This window comes from Nocardia brasiliensis NBRC 14402, from assembly GCF_000308475.2.
GTDB lineage: Bacteria > Actinomycetota > Actinomycetes > Mycobacteriales > Mycobacteriaceae > Nocardia > Nocardia brasiliensis.
Genome location: NZ_BAFT02000110.1, coordinates 65824 through 85957 on the forward strand (window position 1 = coordinate 65824; position 20134 = coordinate 85957).

The following is a 20134-nucleotide window of genomic DNA, read 5'->3' on the forward strand; positions in this document are numbered from 1 at the left end:
GGGTCGAATGCCATCCGATTCACGGCATCAAGTGTGTCCCGAGTTCGTCCCGCGCGCTACCACCCGCGCCGGAGCGCCGAGCGTCCGGGCATTGACAGTTAGTGACCGATCGGTTGCAATGTTGGAGTGAGCTACGACACCATCATCAAGGGCGGCCGCTGGTTCGACGGGGCAGGCTCCGCCTCCGCGGTGCGCCATCTCGGACTCCGCGGTGACCGCGTGGTCACCGTCTCGGCCGACCCGCTCGACGAGACCGGCTGCGCGCGGGTCCTCGACGCCGCGGGCAAGTGGGTGGTGCCCGGGATGATCGACATCCACACGCACTACGACGTCGAGGTGCTGAAAACGCCCGCCCTGTCGGAGTCCGTGCGCCACGGCATCACCACGGTGCTGCTCGGGTCGTGCTCGCTGTCCACCGTGCACGTCGGCGCCACCGACGCGGGCGACCTGTTCGGCCGCGTCGAGGCCATCCCGCGCCGGCACGTCATCGAGGCGGTCGAGCAGACCAAGACGTGGCGTTCGGCGCGCGAATACATCGCCGCGCTGGAGGAGCTGCCGCTCGGGCCGAATATCGCCGCGATGCTGGGACATTCCGATATCCGCACCGCATTGCTGGGGCTGGACCGGGCCACCCGCGCAGACGTGCGCCCGACCGAGGCCGAACTCGCCGCGATGGAAGCGGCCTTGACCGAAGCGCTCGATGCCGGGTTCGTCGGAATGTCGGCCCAGCAATTGCTGTTCGACAAGCTCGACGGTGACACCTGCCGGTCCCGGACGCTGCCCTCGACCTATGCCAAGGCGCGAGAACGCCGTCGGCTCAACGCGATTCTGCGCAAGCGCGGGCGAATCCTGCAGGCTGGTCCCGATATCGCGTCGGTGCGCAGCATCGCCGCGATGACACTGAGCACCTTGGGCATTTTCCGTAAGCAGTTGAAGACCACGCTGCTCTCCGCCGCGGACATCAAGGCGAACCCGGCCTTGGTGCACATCATGGGACCGCTCGCGCGCGTGTTGAACGCGCTGGGCGGCGATTTCCGCTGGCAGCACCTGCCGGTGCCGTTCGAGGTCTATGCCGACGGCATCGATCTGGTGATCTTCGAGGAATTCGGTTCCGGCGCAGCGGCATTGCACCTCGCCGATCAGGTCGAGCGCAACGCGCTGCTGCAGGACGAGACCTATCGGCGGCAGTTCCGCAAGGACTACGACGCGAAATTCGGCATGCGGGTGTGGCATCGCGACTTCTTCGACGCCGAAATCGTCGCCTGCCCGGACGATTCGGTGATCGGCAAGACCTTCGGGCAGGTGGGGGTCGAGCGCGGTGGCCTGCACCCGGTGGACGCGTTCCTCGATCTGGTGCTCCAGCACGGCACCAAGGTGCGCTGGCGGACCACCATTTCCAACCACCGGCCGGAGTTCCTGGCCAAACTGGGCGCGGATCCCGGTGTGCAACTGGGCTTCTCGGATGCGGGCGCGCACCTGCGGAATATGGCGTTCTACAACTTCGGGCTGCGCTTCCTGCGCCGGGTGCACGAGGCGGAGCAGGCGGGCCGACCGTTCCTCTCGCTCGAGCGCGCGGTGTACCGGATGACCGGTGAACTCGCGGACTGGTACGGCATCGATGCGGGCCACCTGCGCGAGGGGGATCGCGCCGATCTGGTGGTGATCGACCCGGCGCACCTGGACGCCACGCTGGACGACTACGCGGAAAGCCCGGTCGCGCAGTATGACAACCTGTCCCGCATGGTGAATCGCAATGACGGCGCGGTCTCGGCCGTCTTCATCGGCGGCGAGTACGTCTTCGGCGACGGCACGGCCGCGCCTGCCCTCGGCACCAGGCGCACGGGTCGTTTCCTCAGGTCACTGGCCCGGTGAGCGAACAGCAGCGACGACCACCGGCGCTGCGCCGGACCCAGGCCGAACGGCGCGCCTCGACCATCGCCAAGCTGGTCGAGGCGACCATCGAGACCATCGCCGAAATCGGTTACCACAACGCCTCGCTCGGCGAGATCAGCCGGCGCGCGGGTGTCTCCAAGGGCGGTATCTTCCGGCACTTCGACTCGCGGATCGACCTGGTCGTGGCGGCCGCGGAGGAGGTCGGTCGCCGGCACATGCGCGCGTTCGACAACATCCGGGCCCGCGAGCAGGCCGATCGTCCACTGGACGTGACGCATGTGCTGCACCGGGCACGCAATCAGATCCGGCAGGAAACCAACACGGTCTGGTTCGAACTGCTGGTGGCCGCGCGCACCGAACCGGAACTGCGCGCTCGCCTCGCGCCGGTGACCAAGGCGCTGATCGATGATGTCGAACGCGTCGCGGTCGCCGCGCTGACGCCGGCGGTGCCTGCGGATATCGCCCGCCTGCTGGTCACCTCGATCGTGCACATGTTCGACGGTGAAGCGATCTTGCGTGCCGCCTATCCGCGGCCGGAACTCGAAGACGCGCGCATCGAATACTTCTCCGGTGTTTTCCAGTATCTGATCGCCGAGCACGGGCGCATCGAGCCGAGTTCCTGAGACCACCTCGCGGGGCGCAGATCAGCGCTCTGTGAGCTTGAGCACGAGACTGTACGACCGATCGGTCAGATTGTAGCGTGGCCTGTGCCGGTGCTGTACCGGCGACCGTTCCAGCGACTCCGAGAGGTCGGGCATGACGGCTACACAAGCGATTCGACAGTTGGCGCCGACCGTGTGCTGTATATGTTTCCGGTCGATCTGCGGTCGCGAGTCGCGCCGCCCGTCGCCTTCACGGCAGTCACGAACGCGCTGGGGCCGGTCTTGTACCGGCCCGACAACGGTGCGCTCGAACTGGTGGACATCGCCCGCTCGATCAACGCGCGACTCGCCGCCGACCTGGCCGATCGGGCGGTGCACCGCCGGGCCGGGGAGTTCGCCGGGCTCGGCTTGATCCGCGAACTGCAACGGGCACGCGCCTCGGCATTGGGCACGAACTGGGGCCGGGTACCGACATTGCGGCATCCGCCGGAATTGACACTGACGGACTTCCGGCCGATGTTCCAGTACAACCCGGTGGTCGGCGTGGCGCCGGCCGAGTCGGGACTGCCGCTCAACTTCGTGATCACGAGTTTCGACGGGCGGTTGAGCGTGGACCTGATGCTGCCGTCAGAACCGGACGACCGCGCCCACGCGGTCGTGGCCGCGGTGCATCGTCGGCTTTCGGACGTTCGATAGGGTGTTCGCCACCGCGGACGGCGCGAAAGGCATTCAGTCGTTCGTCGAGCGGCGGAAGGCGAACTTCATCGGCCGTTGACCGGGGCGTCGAGCTGCAGATCCACCTGCAGCGTGGTGCCGTGCCCGCCGGTGTGCATGCGGACCAGGTCGGCGAGCTGGTTCACCAGTAGCAGTCCGCGCCCGCCGAATTGGAACGGCTGCGGCGGCACGCGGCCGGCGAGGGGGTTGCTGATGTGTCCCGCGTCGCGGATCTGACAGCGCATCCGCGTGCCGTCCACCCACAGGGCGAGCGTGCCGCGGCCACCGCCGTGCACCACCGAATTGGTGGTGGTTTCCCCGATCACCAGCTCGAGATCCACGAGGCGGTCCGCGCTCATGCCCGTGCGGCGGGCGAACTCGACCGCGCGGTGCCGGGTGCCGGTGAGCGATGCGGCGTCGAAGGCGATGACAGGTACGGCCGCGGGGGGAGCGGGCAGCGGTTCGTTGTACCGGCTGACGATATGGTCGGGATCGTAGGCGGCACTGGCGCGTTCGCCGTCGCCGTCGATCAGCGTGGGATGCGTCGCGGTGGCGTCCGTGAGCACCGTCGCGTCTAGGGCGGTGGTGTCGTACGGGCACAGGATGCTGACCTCGCGCCTCGCGAACGCGGCATTGATCAATGCCTCGTGCTGCGCGCACGCCGGGTACTCCCATGCAGAGCGGCCCGCCCAGATGGGTTCGCCGATGATCCGCACCCGTCCGGCCGGGTAGCGATCGGCGAAGGCACGCAGTACGCCGGGAATGATGCGGCCGGGGTTGCGGCCCTCGACGGTCATGTCCATGAGTTGCACCGCGGCCGCGTCCGGGCCGAGCGCGTCCCGGATCAGCGCGAGGTTCGGCCCCGGGACCGAGACGGCCACCGGCTCGTCTTCGGCCAGTCCCGCCCGAATGAACCCGATGGTGCCCGCCAGGTATTCCTCGGCATCGCGATAGAACAGCGCCGGATGGACGAACTGCCCGGTGTTCGGCGGCCCGGCTACTGTGCTGGTCATCGGTTGGTCTACCTCGATTTCGGGCAGGAGGCCGACGCGGCGCATCTGGCTCTGCCAGTCCAGTGTCCAGGGTGCGGGGCGCGTTGTCAGCCCCGGCCCCGGCTCAGGACTCCGGCAGCAGTGCAGGGTCCGTGCACAGCGCCCGCAGGCGCGACAGGACCGCGGCGCGCGACTGCGCGAACGCCGACTCGAAATTCAGCAGGCGCGAGCGCGGGACCGCGCCGGAACCGAGGGCGTCGAGTTCGAAGGCGAGCACGCCCGGATCGGTCTCCGGCCGGAGTTCGCCGGACTCGATCGCGTCGCGAATTATCGACCGCACGAACACATCCCATTCGCGGGCCAGTTCGGCCAGGCGATCGTGCACCGGCCCGGGCCGGTCGTCGAACTCGGCTTGGATCGCTACGAAGAAGCAGCCGCCGGGCAGCTGCTTATCGGTGTAGAACCGCAGCCGCGCTTCGTGTAGCGCCCACAATTGCCGCACACCGGCCGGCGCGTGCAAGGCCGGCGCCACGACCAGCTCCGCCCACTGCAGCCGGGCGCGCTCGATGGCCGCTAGTTGCAGTTCTTCTTTGTCTCGCCAGAGGGAGAACAGCCCGGATTTGCTCACGCCCGCCGTGGCGGCGACGTGGCCCATGCTCAATCCGTCCAATCCCTCGACAGAGGCCAGCTCGATGACGGCGTCCAGCACGACGGTCCGTGCGCGATCGCCGCGGGCCCGGCGTCCGTCGCCCGGAGTGCTCTGCGCCATCGGTCCAGTTTATCGCGATAAGTCCGACCGATCGGTCGGTGGTCCGGCGGGCTCATTTGGGCAGCGGAATTGTGTTGGCGCACACCGCGTCCCGCAGCTGACGCGGCCCTGAGTTCGCCGGAATGTCGTACCAGAGATCCATTTCCAGGCGATTGCCCGCGCCGAGGGTGAGCTCGGTCGGCTGCCGCTTGATCGCCATCGCGTCCACGCTCGGCGGATGGGCCGCGTCCGCGGTGTCGTCGAGCTGGTAGTCGGCCGGCCGTGTGGTGTGAAAAGTGTTGTCGGTGTTGACGATAGCCACCCTGATGCGGATGAACTGCCCCTTGGGCAGCCATTCGGCGTGCGTACCGAGGATGTAGCCGATACCCGGCTCGACGGTCGACGCGGTGACGGTCAGTTTCGCGCAATCCTGCGGGGTGCGGACGTATGCGGTCGGGGCGGGCGGCGGTGGCGGCGCGGCGGGCGGCGCCTCGGTACCGCAGGCGGTGGGCAGGACGAGCAAGAGCAGGAGCAGCCGACGCACGCGGTCAAGCGTAGAAGCAAAAGCCCCGCGACCATTGACATTCGGCGTGACCGGTCACAAACTGGTGGCAGGTGCGGACAATGGTGTCACACGACACCAATTGGTAGAGAGCCTCGGTCCGCGCGACTCAGGAGACCTGATGGCTACCACCACGTCCGCGCCGCGGCCGAAGACCTCGGCCCGCACCGGCACGCTCACCGCGACGATCGAGGCGCTGACCATCGGCCTGGACTACGAGGGCGGGATGATCGGCCGGACGAAGGGCCACGACATCCTTCGATTCCGTGCGGGCACAAGGCGTTTCGTCGCATTCACGCACCCCGACTACGTGGACCACGTGCTGCACGCCGGCAGGTCGAAGTATCACAAGTCCTTCGAATACGAGATCCTGCGGGCGCTGCTCGGGGTCAGCCTGTTCACCGACGAGGACGAGTCCTGGCAGCGCCACCGGACGATGCTCACGCCGATGTTCGCCAAACGGCACCTGCACGGGCTGATCGACCTGATGCTCGAGCCGATCGAGGCGAGCATCGCCCGGCTCGACGCGCAGGATGGCCGGGTCGAGGTCGACATGGTCGGCGAAATGGTCGAACTCACCCTCAACGTCGTCGGCAACGCGCTGTTCGGCCGGCAGTTCGGCCGGCTCGCGGTGGGCATGTCGCCGCTGGTCACCGACGGTCTGCGGTTCGCCGAACGGTTGGAGCGGCTGTTCATCGTGGCGGCGCCGCCCAAACAGGCTTGGCGCGCGGTCGCCTGGGTGGCGCTGACGCCGGTTCCGTTGCCGCCGCCGTTTCGTCGCATCCAGCGGATCGCGCGGACGCTGGACCGGGAGGTCTGGCAGGTCGTCGACGACCGTCGTGCGCATCCCACCGACGGCCCGGATCTGCTCAATCACCTGCTGCACGCCGCCGACGAGCAGGGCAGCCTGCCGGTGCGCCGGGTCCGCGACGAAGCGCTCACCTTCATGCTGGCCGGACACGAGACCACGGCGAACGCACTGTCCTGGATGTGGTATCTGCTCGCGCTGAACCCCACGGCCAGAACGCGTTTGCTCGACGAGGTCGATTCGGTGCTGGGCGGGCGTCGTCCGACGGCCGCTGATCTGCCCCGATTGCCTTGGACGGCAGCCTGTTTCCAAGAGGCGATGCGCTATTTCTCACCGGCATGGGCCATTCCGCGGGTGGCGATCGCGGACGACGTGATCGACGGGCATCACATTCGCAAGGGCACCACGGTGGTGATCTCCACCCATCACATCCACCACGATGCGCGTTGGTGGCCGAATCCCGAGGAGTTCGATCCGGCGCGCTTCCTGCCCGGCGCGGGCCGCGAGCGGGCGCGCTCGGCCTACCTCCCCTTCGGTGGGGGCAAGCGCATCTGTATCGGTTCGAGTTTCGCCGTGATGGAGTCGGTGTTGATCACCGCGGCGATGAGTCAGCGCTTCGTCTTCGATCTGGTGCCCGGGCATCCCGTCACGCCGGAGGCCACGTTGACGCTGCGGCCGCGGCACGGTCTGCGAATGATCGCCCGGCGCAGGGATATTGCGGTCGGCTGAGTTCAGTACCAGTGGTTTGCCTGCCAGAAGTCCCAGGCGGCGATCGGGCTGCCGTAGCGCTTGTTCATGTAGTCGTAGGTCCAGCGGATCTGGGTGACCGGGTTGAACTGCCAATCCGGGCCGTGGGTTCCCATCTTTTCCGGTGGTAACGCCTGACCGAGACCGTAGGCGCCGCTTTCCGGATTCACCGCGAAAACGTTCCAGCCGCTTTCGCGGGTGATGATGTTGTCGAATGCCCAGAAATGGTGCGGTGGCACCATGGTCATCGCCAAGGCTTTCACCGCGGCGCGCGGCATCGAGAGGACCGAACCGGCGGGGTGTAATTGTCCCCCTTTCGAGGGGGTCGCACAGATCGCCGGCGCGTCGGCGGCCGCGCAGTCGGTGGCCACGGCGTGTGCCGGGGCCGTACCTAGGAAAAGTGCACATACGGCTGCTGCGAGGGTGGGAATGACGTACCGCATCGTCGGTCCTTTCGCCTTCAATGGTTGAAGCTCGAAGCCCGTGCTGCGAATTCAGCAAATCACTGGTGATCGACGCGGTGGTGCAGCCACTCCGGAGTGTCCGGGTATCGAATGGGAAATTTCGGGCGCGTCGCCCGTCGTCGACGCGCGGACGACACGCCGGTCCGCGTGATCGCCGGGGAACCAGGTCAGCTCTGTTCGTGTTCCCACGAAACCCGCTGCGACCTGCCAAAATACTGCCGCGCGGCGGCGCGCGGCAGTGATGCCTATGGGCTATTGTCCCTGTTCATGATGAGTAGCCCGGGTCGGACGCGAATTCGAAGCCGTCTCACCGCCTCGGTGGTGGGGGCGATCGTCGCGGCGTTGCTCTCGCCGCCGGTGGCCTCGGCGGACCGGGCGCCCGCGCCTGCCTCCCCGACCTCGGTGCCCGCCGCACCGGACGAACCGCCGGGCGGTTCGCCACCGCGCATTCGCGGCACGAACTGGGCCGGGTACGTGGTGACGGGCAACTTCAAAAGCGTCTCCGCCGAATGGGTCGAGCCGGAGGTGTCCTGCACCGACACCGGCGTCATCCAGCGGGTCGTACCCTGGGTCGGCTTGAACGGAACCGTGGTCGACGGCAAACAGGCGTTGCCGCTCATGCAGACCGGTGCCGAAGCCATCTGCGTCAGCGTGGCGGGTGCGATCGCCTCGCTGCCCGGCTTGGCCATCGTGAACCTGGCCAGCGCGACCATCGCGAACAATCCCACCTGGTTCCGCAACGCGGTCCGGGCCGCCGAGGGCGTGAACACCCAGCTCGGGCAGGCGGCGGTGGGCGCGTGCCAGACCGTGGGCAGCGGTTCGGCGCCCGGCGCGGCGGTCTGTGCGCAGCAGACGTATCGAATGGCCCTGTGGGAGGCGTATCCGGCGAACCCGGTGATCTATCCCGACGTGACCATGGCCCCCGGCGACAAGATGCAGGCCTCGGTGACCTTCGACGGTTCGGCCTACACGATGACCGTCGCGAACGTGACCCAGAATTGGTCGCGCACCACCGTCGCGCATTCCACCGCCCCCGCGCAGACCGCCGAAATCATTGTCGAAGGCCAGCTCAACAGCGCCCTGCCGGATTTCAGCCCGATCAATTTCACCAACGTGAAGATCGACGGCAAGCCGCTCTCGGCGTTCGAACCGGTGAGTTATTCCATCGGGGCGACCAACGGTGAGCTCAGTCCCGGTCCGATTGCCAAGAGCGGCACCGCGTTCACCATCGCGCGCTAGCGCGGCACGGATTGCGCCCCGCCCCGGCTCGCCCCGGGGTGGGGTTTTTCATGGTGCCGGTTCGAACCAAGCCGGGCCGTCGGACAGCGCGTGCGCGAGGCGCAGCGATTCGTGCTCGGGCAATTCCGGTAGCGCCGCGAGCTCGAACCAGCCGACCTCGAGTGATTCGTCGTCGTTGACCTGTGCGGTGCCGCCGACCGCCCGGCAGCGCATCGTGATGTCCATGAACTGGCAGATGTCGCCGTTGGGGTAGGTGTGCGGCGGCATCGCGCGCACCGCGACGAGACGTTCGGCGACGCAGTGCACGGCCGTCTCCTCGTAGACCTCGCGGACCGCGCACGCGGCCGGATCTTCACCGGGCTCGGGCATGCCCGCGATGATCGCCCACCGGCCGCTGTCGGCGCGTCGCCCCAGCAGTACCCGGCCCTGGTCGTCGAACACCACCGCGCTCACCCCGGGCAACCAGAGCAGTTGGGTGCCCGCGTCGGCACGGATGGTTCGGATGAAGTCAGGAGTCGCCATGGCACGACAGTAGGGCAGGTCAGGCAGGAGATTGCTATGAGATTTTCCTGTGATTGCACGGAGATCTGTTCGGTAATTGATTCGTTATAGGCCGCGTGTCGGGCTTGGTGTTTTATCCGAAGAGGCGGAATATGGCATTCGGATCCGATGGAATCACAAACACCAGGGTGTTCTCGAAATCCATTCAGGGCCGGTGGTTCTCCCCGCCGGTCGTCGACGGAGATCGGAGGAACGCACGATGAAATCCATCGATATCGCGCGAGTCGACCGGGGTGGACGCCGCCTCGTGGTGACCGCGCTGATCGCTACCGCCGCCGTGGGTTCGCTGTTCGGCGCCGCTGCGCCGGCGCAGGCCAGGCCGCAGTCCGGCGCCGCCGGCGCGGTCGAGGAGCCGGTCGAGAACAAGATCGCGGCGGGACACGGGATCGCGCCGAGCGCGATCGCGGAACGCGCTTTCGCCGCCGCATGGACCAAACTCGGTTCGCCCTACCGCTGGGGCGGCACCGGCCCCGACGCGTTCGATTGCTCCGGCCTGGTGGTGTGGGCCTACCGCCTGGCCGGTCGCGAAGTGCCGCGCACCAGTGGTGACCAACTTGCCGCAGGCACCCCGGTCGCGCAGGCCGACCTGCGCCTCGGTGATCTCGTATCCTTCAACGGCGGTGGACATTCCGGGCTCTACGCGGGCGACGGCAACGTCATTCACGCCGGCACCGAGAGCACCGGCGTCACGATCGCGCCGATCTCTTCCATGCCCTTCGCCGGCGCACGGCGCTTCTGATTCGAGACTGGTCGTTCTGTGATTGAAGGCGGCAGACCGGGGTATGTCGCCGTTGGCGGGCCGCTTCGGCGGTCGGACAGGTTGGTTCCTGACCTCGTCAACGGCGACGAGCCGCTCAACGGCGAGCGGGCGGTTCGGGGACGCACCGGTCCGGACGACGACGGGTTCGCCGAATAGATATCGAGATAGACGGCGTTGCGGTAGTTGGTTGCCGTGGTCGCCCCTGCGAAAGGGGACACCCGGTGTCCATAGCTCTGGTCGACTCCGCGGGCCTGCCGCTGGAGCACGTCGGCGTCTCGCTGGGGTGGGATCCCGCCGAGGTCTGGGTCGATGTCGACGGCTCGGTGACCGCGGACAGCAGGATCGACGTGAATTCGGCCGCGCTGGTGTTCAGCGCAGATGCGTTGGTGGACACCGTTTATCACGAGCAGCTGGCCTCGCGTGACGGCGCGATCGCGCACAGCGGGGACGATCCGACGGGGGCCGGCGCGGGTGACAACGAGGTGATCACCGTGGACCTGACGCTGGTCGCACCGCAGGTGACCACGGTGTTGTTCGTCGCGACGTCCTACTCGGGACAGAGTTTCGCCCGGATCGAGAACGCGTATTGCCGTGTGCTGGACACCACTTCGGGGGTCGAGCTCACCCGCTACCTGTTGAGCGGGGGTCAGCACACCGGCTTGGTGATCGGCAAACTCGTTCGCACCCAGCAGTGTTGGTACTACGCCGGAATCGGCGCGGGCATCTACGCGAGTCATCTGGCAGACGCGGTACCGCAGGCCGTCGCGTACCTGCGCTAGTTCTGTGCGCCATTTACCATCGGGGATATGCGGATTGCTGCGGCGCAGGCCCGCCCGGCCTGGCTCGACCCGACGGCGGGCACGAAGATCGTGGTGGACTGGCTGACCAAGGCCGCGGCGGCGGGTGCGGAGCTGGTGGCGTTTCCGGAGACGTTCCTGTCCGGCTATCCGATCTGGCTGGCCCGAACAGGCGGCGCCCGCTTCGACAATCCGGCCCAAAAGGCCGCTTACGCCTACTATTTGGGTGCTGCCGTGACCCTGGACGGCCCGCAGCTGGACACGGTGCGCACGGCCGCCGGCGACCTGGGCGTGTTCTGCTACCTCGGCATCACCGAGCGCGTCCGGGGCACCGTGTACTGCACGCTGGTCGCGATCGATCCGGACCGCGGCATCGTGGGCGCGCACCGCAAGCTGATGCCGACCCACGAGGAGCGGATGGTCTGGGGCATCGGCGACGGAAATGGCCTGCGCGCGCACGATTTCGGTGTGTTCCGGGTCAGCGGCCTGTCCTGCTGGGAGAACTGGATGCCGCAGGCGCGGCACGCGCTCTACGCCGACGGCACGACGCTGCACGTGTCCACCTGGCCCGGCTCGATTCGCAACACCAAGGACATCACCCGCTTCATCGCGCTGGAGGGCCGGGTGTACTCCCTGGCGGTCGGCGCCGTCCTCGACTACGCCGACGTGCCCACCGATTTCCCCCTGTACGAAGAGCTTTCGGCCCTGGACAAACCGGCGGGCTACGACGGCGGCTCAGCCGTCGCCGCCCCCGACGGCACCTGGCTGGTCGAGCCGGTCGTCGGCACCGAACGCCTGATCCTCGCCGACCTGGACCCCGCCGAAGTAGCGAAGGAACGCCAGAACTTCGACCCCACCGGCCACTACGCCCGACCCGACATCTTCTCCGTCACCGTGAACCGCCACCGCCGCACCCCCGCCACCTTCCTCGACTAGCGGCCGATTCGCGCACCCCTTTCGTGTTCCCGCACCCCCTATGGCCCGCCACAGCGGGTGCGCGAACACGAAACGGGTGCGCGAGGTGAGAAGGGGTGCGCCGCTCACACGGGCCGATACCCGGCACCGACGTCGTTGCGCGCGTTCAGGTCGGCCATGATGGCGCTGATCGTGGTGCCGACCTCGGGCCCGAAGCAGCCGACGGCGAAATAGGCGTTGACCATGCCGACGAGGGTGCTGCCGAGGACGACAGGGGCGCCGGAATCGCCACGCAGCACACACATTTGGGTCCAGGTTTCGGTGTTTTTCGCGCGGAGGTCACCCCAGGTGACGCCGCAGCTCGTGCCGCTGGTTGAGCCGCGTTTGCACACGATCGCCGGGAATTGCGCGGGTGCGCCGAGTTCGGTGATGGTGGTGCCGCCGATGCGGTTCACCGGATCGACGCGATCTCGGTCGAATTCGATGACCGCGTAATCGAGGGCCGGATCGGAGTGGACGAACCGGCCGAGCACACCGGAGTCGGGGTCGGCTTCGGCCACGACGGTCGCGCCGACTTTCCCGCAGTGTCCGGCGGTCAGTCCGACCAGCCGATCCGCGCTGTCGCGTCCGATGGTCGTCAACGTGCACACCGCGCGTCCGTCGACCACGATGCCGGAGCCACCGCCGATCGCCGGGCCTGAATTCGTGCCGACGGTCGAATCGGCCGGGGCCAGCGCCGAATCGGGGTGCGCGACAGCGGGCGCGGCTTGGGCGGCAACGGGCGCAGCGCCGAGTACAGCTGCTGCGGCGGCGAGGGCGAGGGCGGTTCGGGTCACGAGCAGGACTCCTCTTGGTCGGACTTCCGGCGCCGTATCACCGGGTGTTCGCGGCATTCCCGGGTCGACCGATTCCAAACAGAGTATGGCGCAGTCGAATTCGCCCGCCGCGCTCAGGGGCGGATGATCGGGTGCTCGCGGCTGATGTCGATGCCGAGCAGTCGGCGCGCCGCGGTGGCATACGCTTCGGGGTCCTCGAGCTGCGGATAGTGGCCCAGGCCAGGCAATTCGATCACCGGCGCGGAGGGGCGCAGTGCGCGTAACCCTTTGAGGACCTCGACCGTGGCGACCGGATCCGCGGTGCCCCAGAGCAAGCCGATCGGCTTGCCCCAGTCGCGGATCGCGCCGTGCCAGCGCTCGGCGTGCGTCACTCGTTCGTCCAGGTAGGCGGTGAGCAGGTGGGCGATCCGGTGGCCGTCGGCGTGTGCGAGCAGTTCCCACTGCGCGGCGGCCTCGCGTTCGGTCAGCGGGTGCGCCTTCGAGAACACCGCACCGAACTCGCGGGTGAACATCGTCCGGTTCGCCAGACGGGCCGCGATCGGCCCGAGCCTGCCGCGCAGGATCTTCTGAATCGGCCGCAGCGTCGCCTTTTCCAGCATGATGCTGCCGTTGCCGAGCACCGCCCGCTCCAGCGGGAAGGGGAGCGTGCCGTCGATGTCCCTGGCGATCAGCTCGGTGGCGACGGAGGTGCCCATGTCGTGCGCGAGCAGCACGACCGGGCCCGGGTCGAGCGCGGCGACCACGTCTTCGACGGTATCGGCGTGCTCGAACAGGCTGTAGCGGTGCGGCCGGGGTTTCTCCGAGAGGCCGAAGCCGAGGAAGTCGAGGGCCAGCCAGCCACGCCCGCCGAGCCGGTCGACCACGCCGCGGAAGTCGAACGAACTGGACGGGTATCCGTGCAGCAGAAGGACGGTCGGTCCGTCACCGGGCGCGGAGCGGACGAACACCGAGCCCGCTCGGGTACGCACCTGTTGCCCGCCATCGCGCCATATGTGGACCAGATTCGGCATCACAAATGCGACATTACGGCCTATCCGCCCATCGCGGGGCCACTCCGGTACCGAGACGTACCGCGAGCACTCAGAGGAACGCGCCGTTGATCAGATAGGGCCTCGGCTCGGTCATTCCCCGTAGCGCCAGATACCCCTCCTGGAACAGGTCGAGGCGGGCCGCGAGCCCGACATCGATCGCCCATTCGTTGGCGGTGGTGATCGAATTGACCATCATCGCGCCCGGTGCCGTGGCGAGCGCCTCCCACAACAGCTTTCGCGCGGTGTCCGGCTGCCCGGCGGCCAGTAGTTTCGTATTGCCGTGTGCGTCGAGGTAGACGTAGCCGGGTTCGGCGCGCGAGACGACGAGCCGGTTGGCGCCCAGCAGGTAGCCGTGATCGGGGCCGTGCCCCGCGCCGCGCAACTGCTGGTCGAGTCGATCCATCCAGTCGAAGTCTTCGGCGGTGCCCTCGGCCACACCGGTGACGGCAGGTAGCGTCGAACGATCGACCGTGCCGACCATGCGCATCTGCGGGTGCAGCGAGAATCCCGCCAGTCGATAGCGCCGGGTCGCGCCCGGGTGCCCGGACGCCGAGATCATCCCCGCGCGGTCGCCCGCGTGCGCGAGCACCGCGTCCATCAGCCGCTTGCCGATGCCGGTGCCCTGCTGGCCCGGCAGCACCACGTAAGACGCCAGATACCAGAGCTGTTCCCGATTCTGCGACACTGCGAGGCCGACCACCTCGTCGTCGCGCGTGGCCACCCAGCAGCCCGCCGGATCCGCGGTCAGGAAATAGCGCAACCGATCCGACCACTGCTTCGCGTCGGCCTCCGATCGCGGTTCCGGTTCCGGCTCGTCGACTCGCCGATAGTGCCGGTCCACTTCGAGAAAACCGAGGCCGGACGCCCGTTCCGCCCCCGGCACGTCCGTCGTGCGCATGAGTCTGACCGCAACGGAGTCCATGTCGGTCACGCTACCGATCGGCGGAAAACGGGGACACCGAATTTCCGCGCGCTCAGCCGGTCAGCCCTCGCCGGACCAGCAGCGGCTCGATCTCGGGCGTCCGACCGCGGAACGCCGCAAAGGCGGCCATCGGATCGACCGAGCCGCCGCGCGCGAGCAATTCGCGCCGGAACACCTCGCCTTTGTCGCGGAGGGTGGCCGCGCCGTCGGTGAACCACTCGACCGTGTCCGCGTCCAGGACCTCGCTCCAGATGTAGGAGTAGTAGCCCGCCGCATAGCCGCCGGAGAAGATGTGCGCGAAATACGCTGTGCGGTACCGCGGCGGAATCGTCGCCATGGCCAGGCCCGCCCGCTGCAAGGCCGCCGCCTCGAACGCTTCGGCGTCGGTGCCCGCCAGCGCGTCGGCGTCCGGCACCCGGTGCCATGCCCAATCCAGCAGCGCCGCACCGAGATACTCCACCGTGCGGAAGCCGGTGCCGAAACGCTCGGCCGCCGCCATCCGCTCGATCAAGGCGGCAGGCATCGGCGCACCGGTCTCGATGTGACGCGCGTAGTTCGCCAGTATTTCCGGCCTGGCCATCCACATCTCGTTGACCTGGGACGGGAACTCGACGAAATCCCGGGGTACCTCGGTGCCGGCGAAGAACGGAAAGCGCACGTCGGAGAACAGACCGTGCAGGGCGTGGCCGAACTCGTGGAACAGCGTCCGGACGTTGTCCCAGGTCAGCAGGGCAGGCTCGCCGGTGGGCGGTTTCGCGATATTGAGGTTGTTGACCACCACCGGGCGCTGGTCGAGCAGGTGCGACTGGCTGACCAACTCGTTCATCCAGGCCCCGCCGCGCTTGGCGGGCCTGGCGAAGAAGTCGCCGAGGAACAACCCGAGCGGGGCGCCGTCGGCGTCGAAGACCTCGAAGATCCGCACTTCCGGGTGGTATCCGACGAGGTCCTCGCGTTCGACAAGGGTTATCCCGTAGGCCTTTTCGGCGGCGAAGAAGACGCCGTCGCGCAGTACCCGGTTCAGTTCGAAGTACGGGCGCAGGGCCTCGCTGTCGACCGAGAACTGTTCGGCCCGGACCTTTTCCGACCAGAACTGCCAATCCCACGAGTGGAGTTCGCCGTCCGGCGCACCGTTTGCCGCGCGCATCGTCGCCGCCAGCTCGGCGGCCTCGCGTTCGGCGTTGGCGACCGCGGGCGGCACCAACTTCGCAAGCATATCTTCTACCGCCGCAACGGTTTTAGCGGTCTGATCGGCCACCGCGTACGCGGCGTGATCCGGGTAGCCGAGCAGCGCGGCCCGCTCGGCGCGCAGGGCGGCGATCCGGACGGCGAGCGCGTGATTCGGCTCGTCCGCACCGAAACCGCGGCTCAGCGAGGCTGTCATCACGCGCTGCCGGACGTCGCGATTCTCCAGTTCGGCGAGCACGGGCTGATTGGAGACGTTCTGCAGGCGCAGCGCCCAGGCGCCGGCATGACCGAGCGCCCGGGCGTTCTCGGCGGCGGCGGTGACGGCGGCGGGGGTGAGCCCGGCCAGTTCCTCGGTGCGGTCGAGCACCAGCGCGGCGGCGTTCGTCGAGGCGAGGATGTTCTGCCCGAATTCGGTTGCGGCGGTGGCCAACTCGCTGTTCAGCTCGCGCAGCCGCGCTTGCTCGCCGGGGCCGAGGCGCGCGCCCGCGCGGACGAACCTGGTGTGATACTCGGTCAGCAGCCGGGATTCCTCGGCGGTCGATTCGAGTTCGGCCGCGCGCTCGTGTAGCGATTCGATCCGCGCGAAGAGGGCCGGATCGAGAAAGATGGCGTCCCGGTGCGCGGCCAGGCGCGGCGAGATCTCGGCTTCGATCGCGTCGGTGCCGGGGGTGGAATTCGAGGAGGCGATGTTGAAGAAGACGTTGGCCACCCGGGTCAGCAGGCTGCCGGAACGCTCCAGTGCCACAACGGTATCGGCGAAGGTGGGCACCGTGTCGAGGGCAGTGATGGCGGCGATCTCCGCGAGCTGCTCGGCCATGCCGCGCTCGAACGCGGGCAGGTAGTGCTCCTCACGGATCAGGGCGAACGGAGGCAACTGGTAGGGCAGCGTGCTGCGCTCGAAGAACGGGTTGCTCGTCATGGGGAAACTCTATGCCGCCGCGCGCATTACCTGGCTTCGTCGGCGGCGGGCCTGCGGGTGGCGACGCCGCCGAGGAAGGTACGGATGGCATTGTCGGCGATCACGTGCTTGGGCACATTCGCCTGCTGGGCTGTGGTGGCAGCGACGTAGAGGTGCGCGTTGAAGATGCCTTCGACCCATTCGGTGGGCAGGTCCGGATCGAGTGCGCCGTCGGCTTGCGCGGCGGCGATGAGGGGGCGCAGTGACGCGTCGCCGGTATCGCCCCAGTGCGGGTTGCCGGTGAAGCGGCCCGGATCGGTGAAGAGGAAGACCACGTTGTCGGCGACTTCGACGAAGGAGCGCAGCAGATAGATGAGGTGGTCCAGGGGCGAGCGGGTGCCGTCGTCCGCGGCGCGGGCGATCGTGTCGATGGTCTGCAGCGAGTCGAGCAGGACGGCGTCGACGAGATCCTGCCGCTCGGGGAAGTAGCGGTGCAGCGTGCTGCGGGATACTTCGGCGCGCTCGGCGATATCGCTCAGCGCGGCGGTGAAATCACGCGCCCAGACCGTGAGCGCCGCGGTCATGATGGCGGTCCGGGTGCGGGCGCGCGGGCCGCTCGACGCGATCGATTGCGCGTCTGCCGTCCCGCTCCTGACCATGGCGGAACAGTAGCATCCAGATCGGCGCGATGAGACATAAGGTGTTGTTAATGAGACATCAATGTCCTATTTTGATAGTCATGCGACGTAAAAGACTCCTGATGTTCGCGGGCGCGACGGTCTCGCTCGGCTTACTGGCCTGGCTCGCCCTGCGCGACACCGCCCCGGTCGGCCACTTCACCTCCGCCGCGGGCCGGGACCAGTTCTTCAGCGCGTATGACCGGGCGATGCGGGACCTGCCCACGCCGAACGCCACCTTGGATCTGCGCACCGAGTTCGGCGTGGTGCGGATGTACCGTTTCGACGGGGCGAACCCATCCGAGCCGCCGCTCGTGCTGCTGCCCGGCCATGCCGCGTCCTCGCCGATGTGGGCCGCCAATCTGCCCTCGCTGCGGAAGCTGCGCACGGTCTACACCCTCGACCTGCTCGGCGAGCCGGGCGCGAGCATCCAGGACCGGCCGATCGAAAGTCATCGCGACCAAGCCCGCTGGCTGCATCAGGCCTTGGCGGCGCTGCCCGAGCCGAAGGTGTACCTGTTCGGTGTCTCGATCGGCGGGTGGACCGCGACGAATCTCGCGATCCACCAGCCGGAGAAGATCGCCGGGGTGATCGCGCTGGATCCGGCGATGACCTTCGCGCCCATGCCGCTCGAGACGATCCTGCGTTCGATTCCCGCGTCCGTGCGCTGGTTTCCGAAGAGCTGGCGTGACTCCTTCAACAGCTGGACCGCCGGCGGCGCGCCGGTCGAGGATGTCGCGGTCGCCGACCTCATCGAGTCGGGTATGCGGCACTACGCCATGAAACTGCCCACGCCCGAGCAGTTCACCGACGACCAGCTGCGCAGCCTGACGATGCCGTTCCTGGTCATCCTCGCGGGCCGGTCGGTCATCCACGATGCGGCCGCCGCGGCCCGGCAGGCCGAGGCCACGCTGAGCCACGCGACGGTGCGTCGTTACGACCAAGCCAGCCACGCGATCAACGGCGAATACCCGGACGAGATCGCCGCCGACACCGCCGCATTCCTCGACGCGCACCGGTGATCCGGTGCGGCCTACTCGGTCGCGAGATCGGCCTGCGGTCGTGGCGGCCGGATGATCAAGCGCCGCACCACCGGCTCGACGATGCGCGCACCGATGGGTCCGAGGATCGCCATCAGCAGCACGTAAGTGGTGGCCAGGGCGGCGAATTCGGCGGGCAGCGCACCGGCGGCCACCGCCAGGCCGGCGATGACGATGGAGAACTCGCCGCGGGCGACGAGCGCGGTCCCGGCGCGGGCGCGGCCGAGGGTGGTGGCACCGGCCCGCTTGGCGGCCCACCAGCCGGTGGCGATCTTTGTCGCGGTCGTCACCACCGCGAGCAACACCGCCCAGCCGAGCACCGGCGGAATGCTCGCCGGATCGGTGGACAGGCCGAAGAGCACGAAGAACATCGCGGCGAACAGGTCGCGCAGGGGTTCGAGAATCTTGGTCGCACTGTGCGCGGTGGAATCCGAGATGGCGATGCCGAGCAGGAAGGCGCCGACCGCCGCGGACACCTGCACCGCCGAGGCGAGACCCGCCACCAGCAGCGCCGCGCCGAGCAGCTTGAGCAGGAACACTTCCCGGTCGTCGCTGGCGACGACGGCGGAGACGTACTTCCCGTAGCGCAGCGCGATGACGAGCACGATGGTGACCGCGATGAGCGCGATGCCGAGCGTCTTCAGGCCCGCGAGCAGACCGACGCCTGCCAGCACCGCCGTGAGCACCGGCAGATACGCGGCCATCGCGAGATCTTCGAACACCAGGATCGACAGGATGACCGGTGTCTCCCGGTTGCCGAGGCGGCCGAGGTCGTTCAACACCTTCGCCACGATGCCCGAGGACGAGATATAGGTGACCCCGGCCATCGCGATCGCTCCGGTCACGCCCAGGCCGAGGCCGAGCGCGACGATCACCCCGGGGGTGGCGTTGAGCGCGATATCGAGCAGTCCGGCCGGCCAGGATCTTCGCATCCCGGTCACCAGCTCGGCGGCCGTGTACTCCAACCCCAGCAGGAGCAACAGCAGCACGACGCCGATCTCGCTGGCGAGATGGATGAACTCGTCCACCTGATGCAACTCGACCAGACCGCCGGTGCCGAAGACCAGTCCGCCGAGCAGGTACAGCGGAATCGGCGACAGGCCGATCCGGGCCGCGATCCGGCCGAGCACGCCCAGCCCGAAGAAGACTGCGCCCAGCTGGATGAGCGCCATTGCGGTTCCCTCGATCACCATCGGCTCACCCGTCCGTCAGGATCTCGGCGGCGGCGTCCAGGCCCTCGTCGGTGCCGACGACGACGAGCAGATCGCCCGCGGTGAACGTGAAATCCGGCCCGGGGGAGGGCTGCACTTGACCGGCGCGCATCACGGCGACGGTGGAAGCCGTTGTCCGGCTACGCATCTCGGTCTCGCCGAGGGTGCGTCCGTCGTAGGGGGAGCCGCCGATGATCGGCATCGTCCTGGTCCGCACCCCGGCCATGCCGCGGTGTTCCTTCAGCAGTTGGGACACCAGCTGCGGGGCGCCGAGCAGGTTGGCCAGGACACCCGCCTCCTTGGCGGTCAGCGGTATCTGGACGGTGGTGTCCGGGTCGCCGAGTTTGGTGTAGATCAGGTCGATGGTGCCGTCACGGTGTTCGACGACGCCGATGCGACGGCCCAATTTCGTCAGCGGAGAGTCTTTTCGCACACCGATTCCCGGCAGCGATGTCACCTCTATGTTCACTGCAAACCCCATCCGATCCTGACCGGTACCTTACCTTTTCTTTACCTTTGGTACCAAACGGGA

The 20134-nt window shown here is 68.1% G+C and carries 21 protein-coding genes; 9 read left to right on the forward strand and 12 right to left on the reverse strand.

What is annotated here, in order from left to right; translation table 11 throughout:
* The first annotated feature begins 126 nt into the window (after positions 1–126).
* From TY25_RS36545 to TY25_RS36555, 3 genes are all read left to right on the forward strand, one after another.
* Positions 127–1872, forward strand: a complete 1746-nt coding sequence (locus TY25_RS36545; RefSeq protein ID WP_042264255.1) for an N-acyl-D-amino-acid deacylase family protein — start codon at positions 127–129, stop codon at positions 1870–1872.
* Entirely contained in the window at positions 1869–2516 is a 648-nt protein-coding gene (locus TY25_RS36550) for a TetR/AcrR family transcriptional regulator (protein WP_042264256.1), read from the forward strand. The genes TY25_RS36545 and TY25_RS36550 overlap by 4 nt, the downstream gene beginning before the upstream one ends.
* A gap of 174 nt (positions 2517–2690) precedes the next feature.
* Positions 2691–3191, forward strand: a complete 501-nt coding sequence (locus TY25_RS36555; RefSeq protein ID WP_042264259.1) for a phthiocerol/phthiodiolone dimycocerosyl transferase family protein — start codon at positions 2691–2693, stop codon at positions 3189–3191.
* Between the two features lie 65 nt (positions 3192–3256).
* Here TY25_RS36555 and TY25_RS36560 read toward each other — a convergent pair whose 3' ends face one another.
* From TY25_RS36560 to TY25_RS36570, 3 genes are all read right to left on the reverse strand, one after another.
* Positions 3257–4222, reverse strand: a complete 966-nt coding sequence (locus tag TY25_RS36560; RefSeq protein WP_042264796.1) for a sensor histidine kinase — start codon at positions 4220–4222, stop codon at positions 3257–3259.
* Between the two features lie 103 nt (positions 4223–4325).
* Positions 4326–4970 (reverse strand): TetR/AcrR family transcriptional regulator, encoded by a 645-nt coding sequence (locus tag TY25_RS36565; protein ID WP_042264260.1) that lies wholly within the window; start codon positions 4968–4970, stop codon positions 4326–4328.
* Positions 4971–5022: 52 nt separating this feature from the next.
* The gene (locus TY25_RS36570) at positions 5023–5493 is read right to left on the reverse strand and encodes a hypothetical protein (protein WP_052383432.1); all 471 of its coding nucleotides are present in this window, start codon (positions 5491–5493) and stop codon (positions 5023–5025) included.
* Between the two features lie 139 nt (positions 5494–5632).
* Here TY25_RS36570 and TY25_RS36575 point away from each other — a divergent pair, with 139 nt between their 5' ends.
* On the forward strand, positions 5633–7048 hold the full coding sequence (locus tag TY25_RS36575; protein WP_042264263.1) for a cytochrome P450: 1416 nt from the start codon (positions 5633–5635) through the stop codon (positions 7046–7048).
* Between the two features lie 2 nt (positions 7049–7050).
* Here the strand turns inward: TY25_RS36575 and TY25_RS44340 are convergent, their stop codons facing one another.
* Positions 7051–7344, reverse strand: coding sequence for an aggregation-promoting factor C-terminal-like domain-containing protein (locus TY25_RS44340; RefSeq protein ID WP_226887045.1), 294 nt, complete (start codon positions 7342–7344; stop codon positions 7051–7053).
* 453 nt (positions 7345–7797) lie between these two features.
* Here TY25_RS44340 and TY25_RS36585 point away from each other — a divergent pair, with 453 nt between their 5' ends.
* Entirely contained in the window at positions 7798–8769 is a 972-nt protein-coding gene (locus TY25_RS36585; protein ID WP_162184252.1) for a G1 family glutamic endopeptidase, read from the forward strand.
* 48 nt (positions 8770–8817) lie between these two features.
* On the opposite strand, the gene TY25_RS36590 is transcribed toward TY25_RS36585, so the two are convergent.
* Positions 8818–9291, reverse strand: a complete 474-nt coding sequence (locus TY25_RS36590) for an NUDIX hydrolase (protein WP_014982268.1) — start codon at positions 9289–9291, stop codon at positions 8818–8820.
* A gap of 238 nt (positions 9292–9529) precedes the next feature.
* Here TY25_RS36590 and TY25_RS36595 point away from each other — a divergent pair, with 238 nt between their 5' ends.
* The 3 genes from TY25_RS36595 to TY25_RS36605 all read left to right on the forward strand — a co-directional run bounded on the left by TY25_RS36595 (position 9530) and on the right by TY25_RS36605 (position 11823).
* Positions 9530–10069, forward strand: a complete 540-nt coding sequence (locus TY25_RS36595; protein ID WP_042264269.1) for a C40 family peptidase — start codon at positions 9530–9532, stop codon at positions 10067–10069.
* 242 nt (positions 10070–10311) lie between these two features.
* Positions 10312–10869 carry a TerD family protein gene (locus tag TY25_RS36600; protein ID WP_042264270.1) on the forward strand — a complete coding sequence of 186 codons (558 nt, stop codon included), beginning with the start codon at positions 10312–10314 and terminating at the stop codon, positions 10867–10869.
* Between the two features lie 27 nt (positions 10870–10896).
* Positions 10897–11823, forward strand: coding sequence for a carbon-nitrogen hydrolase family protein (locus TY25_RS36605; protein WP_042264273.1), 927 nt, complete (start codon positions 10897–10899; stop codon positions 11821–11823).
* 104 nt (positions 11824–11927) lie between these two features.
* Here the strand turns inward: TY25_RS36605 and TY25_RS36610 are convergent, their stop codons facing one another.
* The 5 genes from TY25_RS36610 to TY25_RS36630 all read right to left on the reverse strand — a co-directional run bounded on the left by TY25_RS36610 (position 11928) and on the right by TY25_RS36630 (position 17333).
* A complete protein-coding gene (locus tag TY25_RS36610) occupies positions 11928–12695 on the reverse strand; it encodes a S1 family peptidase (protein WP_370466284.1) in 768 nt (255 codons plus the stop codon).
* A 56-nt stretch (positions 12696–12751) separates the two neighbouring features.
* A complete protein-coding gene (locus TY25_RS36615) occupies positions 12752–13648 on the reverse strand; it encodes an alpha/beta fold hydrolase (protein ID WP_042264275.1) in 897 nt (298 codons plus the stop codon).
* A 70-nt stretch (positions 13649–13718) separates the two neighbouring features.
* On the reverse strand, positions 13719–14567 hold the full coding sequence (locus tag TY25_RS36620; RefSeq protein ID WP_226887044.1) for a GNAT family N-acetyltransferase: 849 nt from the start codon (positions 14565–14567) through the stop codon (positions 13719–13721).
* Between the two features lie 76 nt (positions 14568–14643).
* Positions 14644–16695, reverse strand: coding sequence for a M3 family metallopeptidase (locus TY25_RS36625; protein WP_042264277.1), 2052 nt, complete (start codon positions 16693–16695; stop codon positions 14644–14646).
* A gap of 26 nt (positions 16696–16721) precedes the next feature.
* Positions 16722–17333 (reverse strand): TetR/AcrR family transcriptional regulator, encoded by a 612-nt coding sequence (locus TY25_RS36630; RefSeq protein ID WP_042264279.1) that lies wholly within the window; start codon positions 17331–17333, stop codon positions 16722–16724.
* Between the two features lie 80 nt (positions 17334–17413).
* Here TY25_RS36630 and TY25_RS36635 point away from each other — a divergent pair, with 80 nt between their 5' ends.
* The gene (locus TY25_RS36635) at positions 17414–18373 is read left to right on the forward strand and encodes an alpha/beta fold hydrolase (RefSeq protein WP_042264281.1); all 960 of its coding nucleotides are present in this window, start codon (positions 17414–17416) and stop codon (positions 18371–18373) included.
* Positions 18374–18384: 11 nt separating this feature from the next.
* Here TY25_RS36635 and TY25_RS36640 read toward each other — a convergent pair whose 3' ends face one another.
* Positions 18385–19584 (reverse strand): cation:proton antiporter, encoded by a 1200-nt coding sequence (locus tag TY25_RS36640; protein ID WP_042264283.1) that lies wholly within the window; start codon positions 19582–19584, stop codon positions 18385–18387.
* Between the two features lie 4 nt (positions 19585–19588).
* Positions 19589–20071 carry a cation:proton antiporter regulatory subunit gene (locus TY25_RS36645; RefSeq protein WP_042264285.1) on the reverse strand — a complete coding sequence of 161 codons (483 nt, stop codon included), beginning with the start codon at positions 20069–20071 and terminating at the stop codon, positions 19589–19591.
* Positions 20072–20134: the final 63 nt, after the last annotated feature.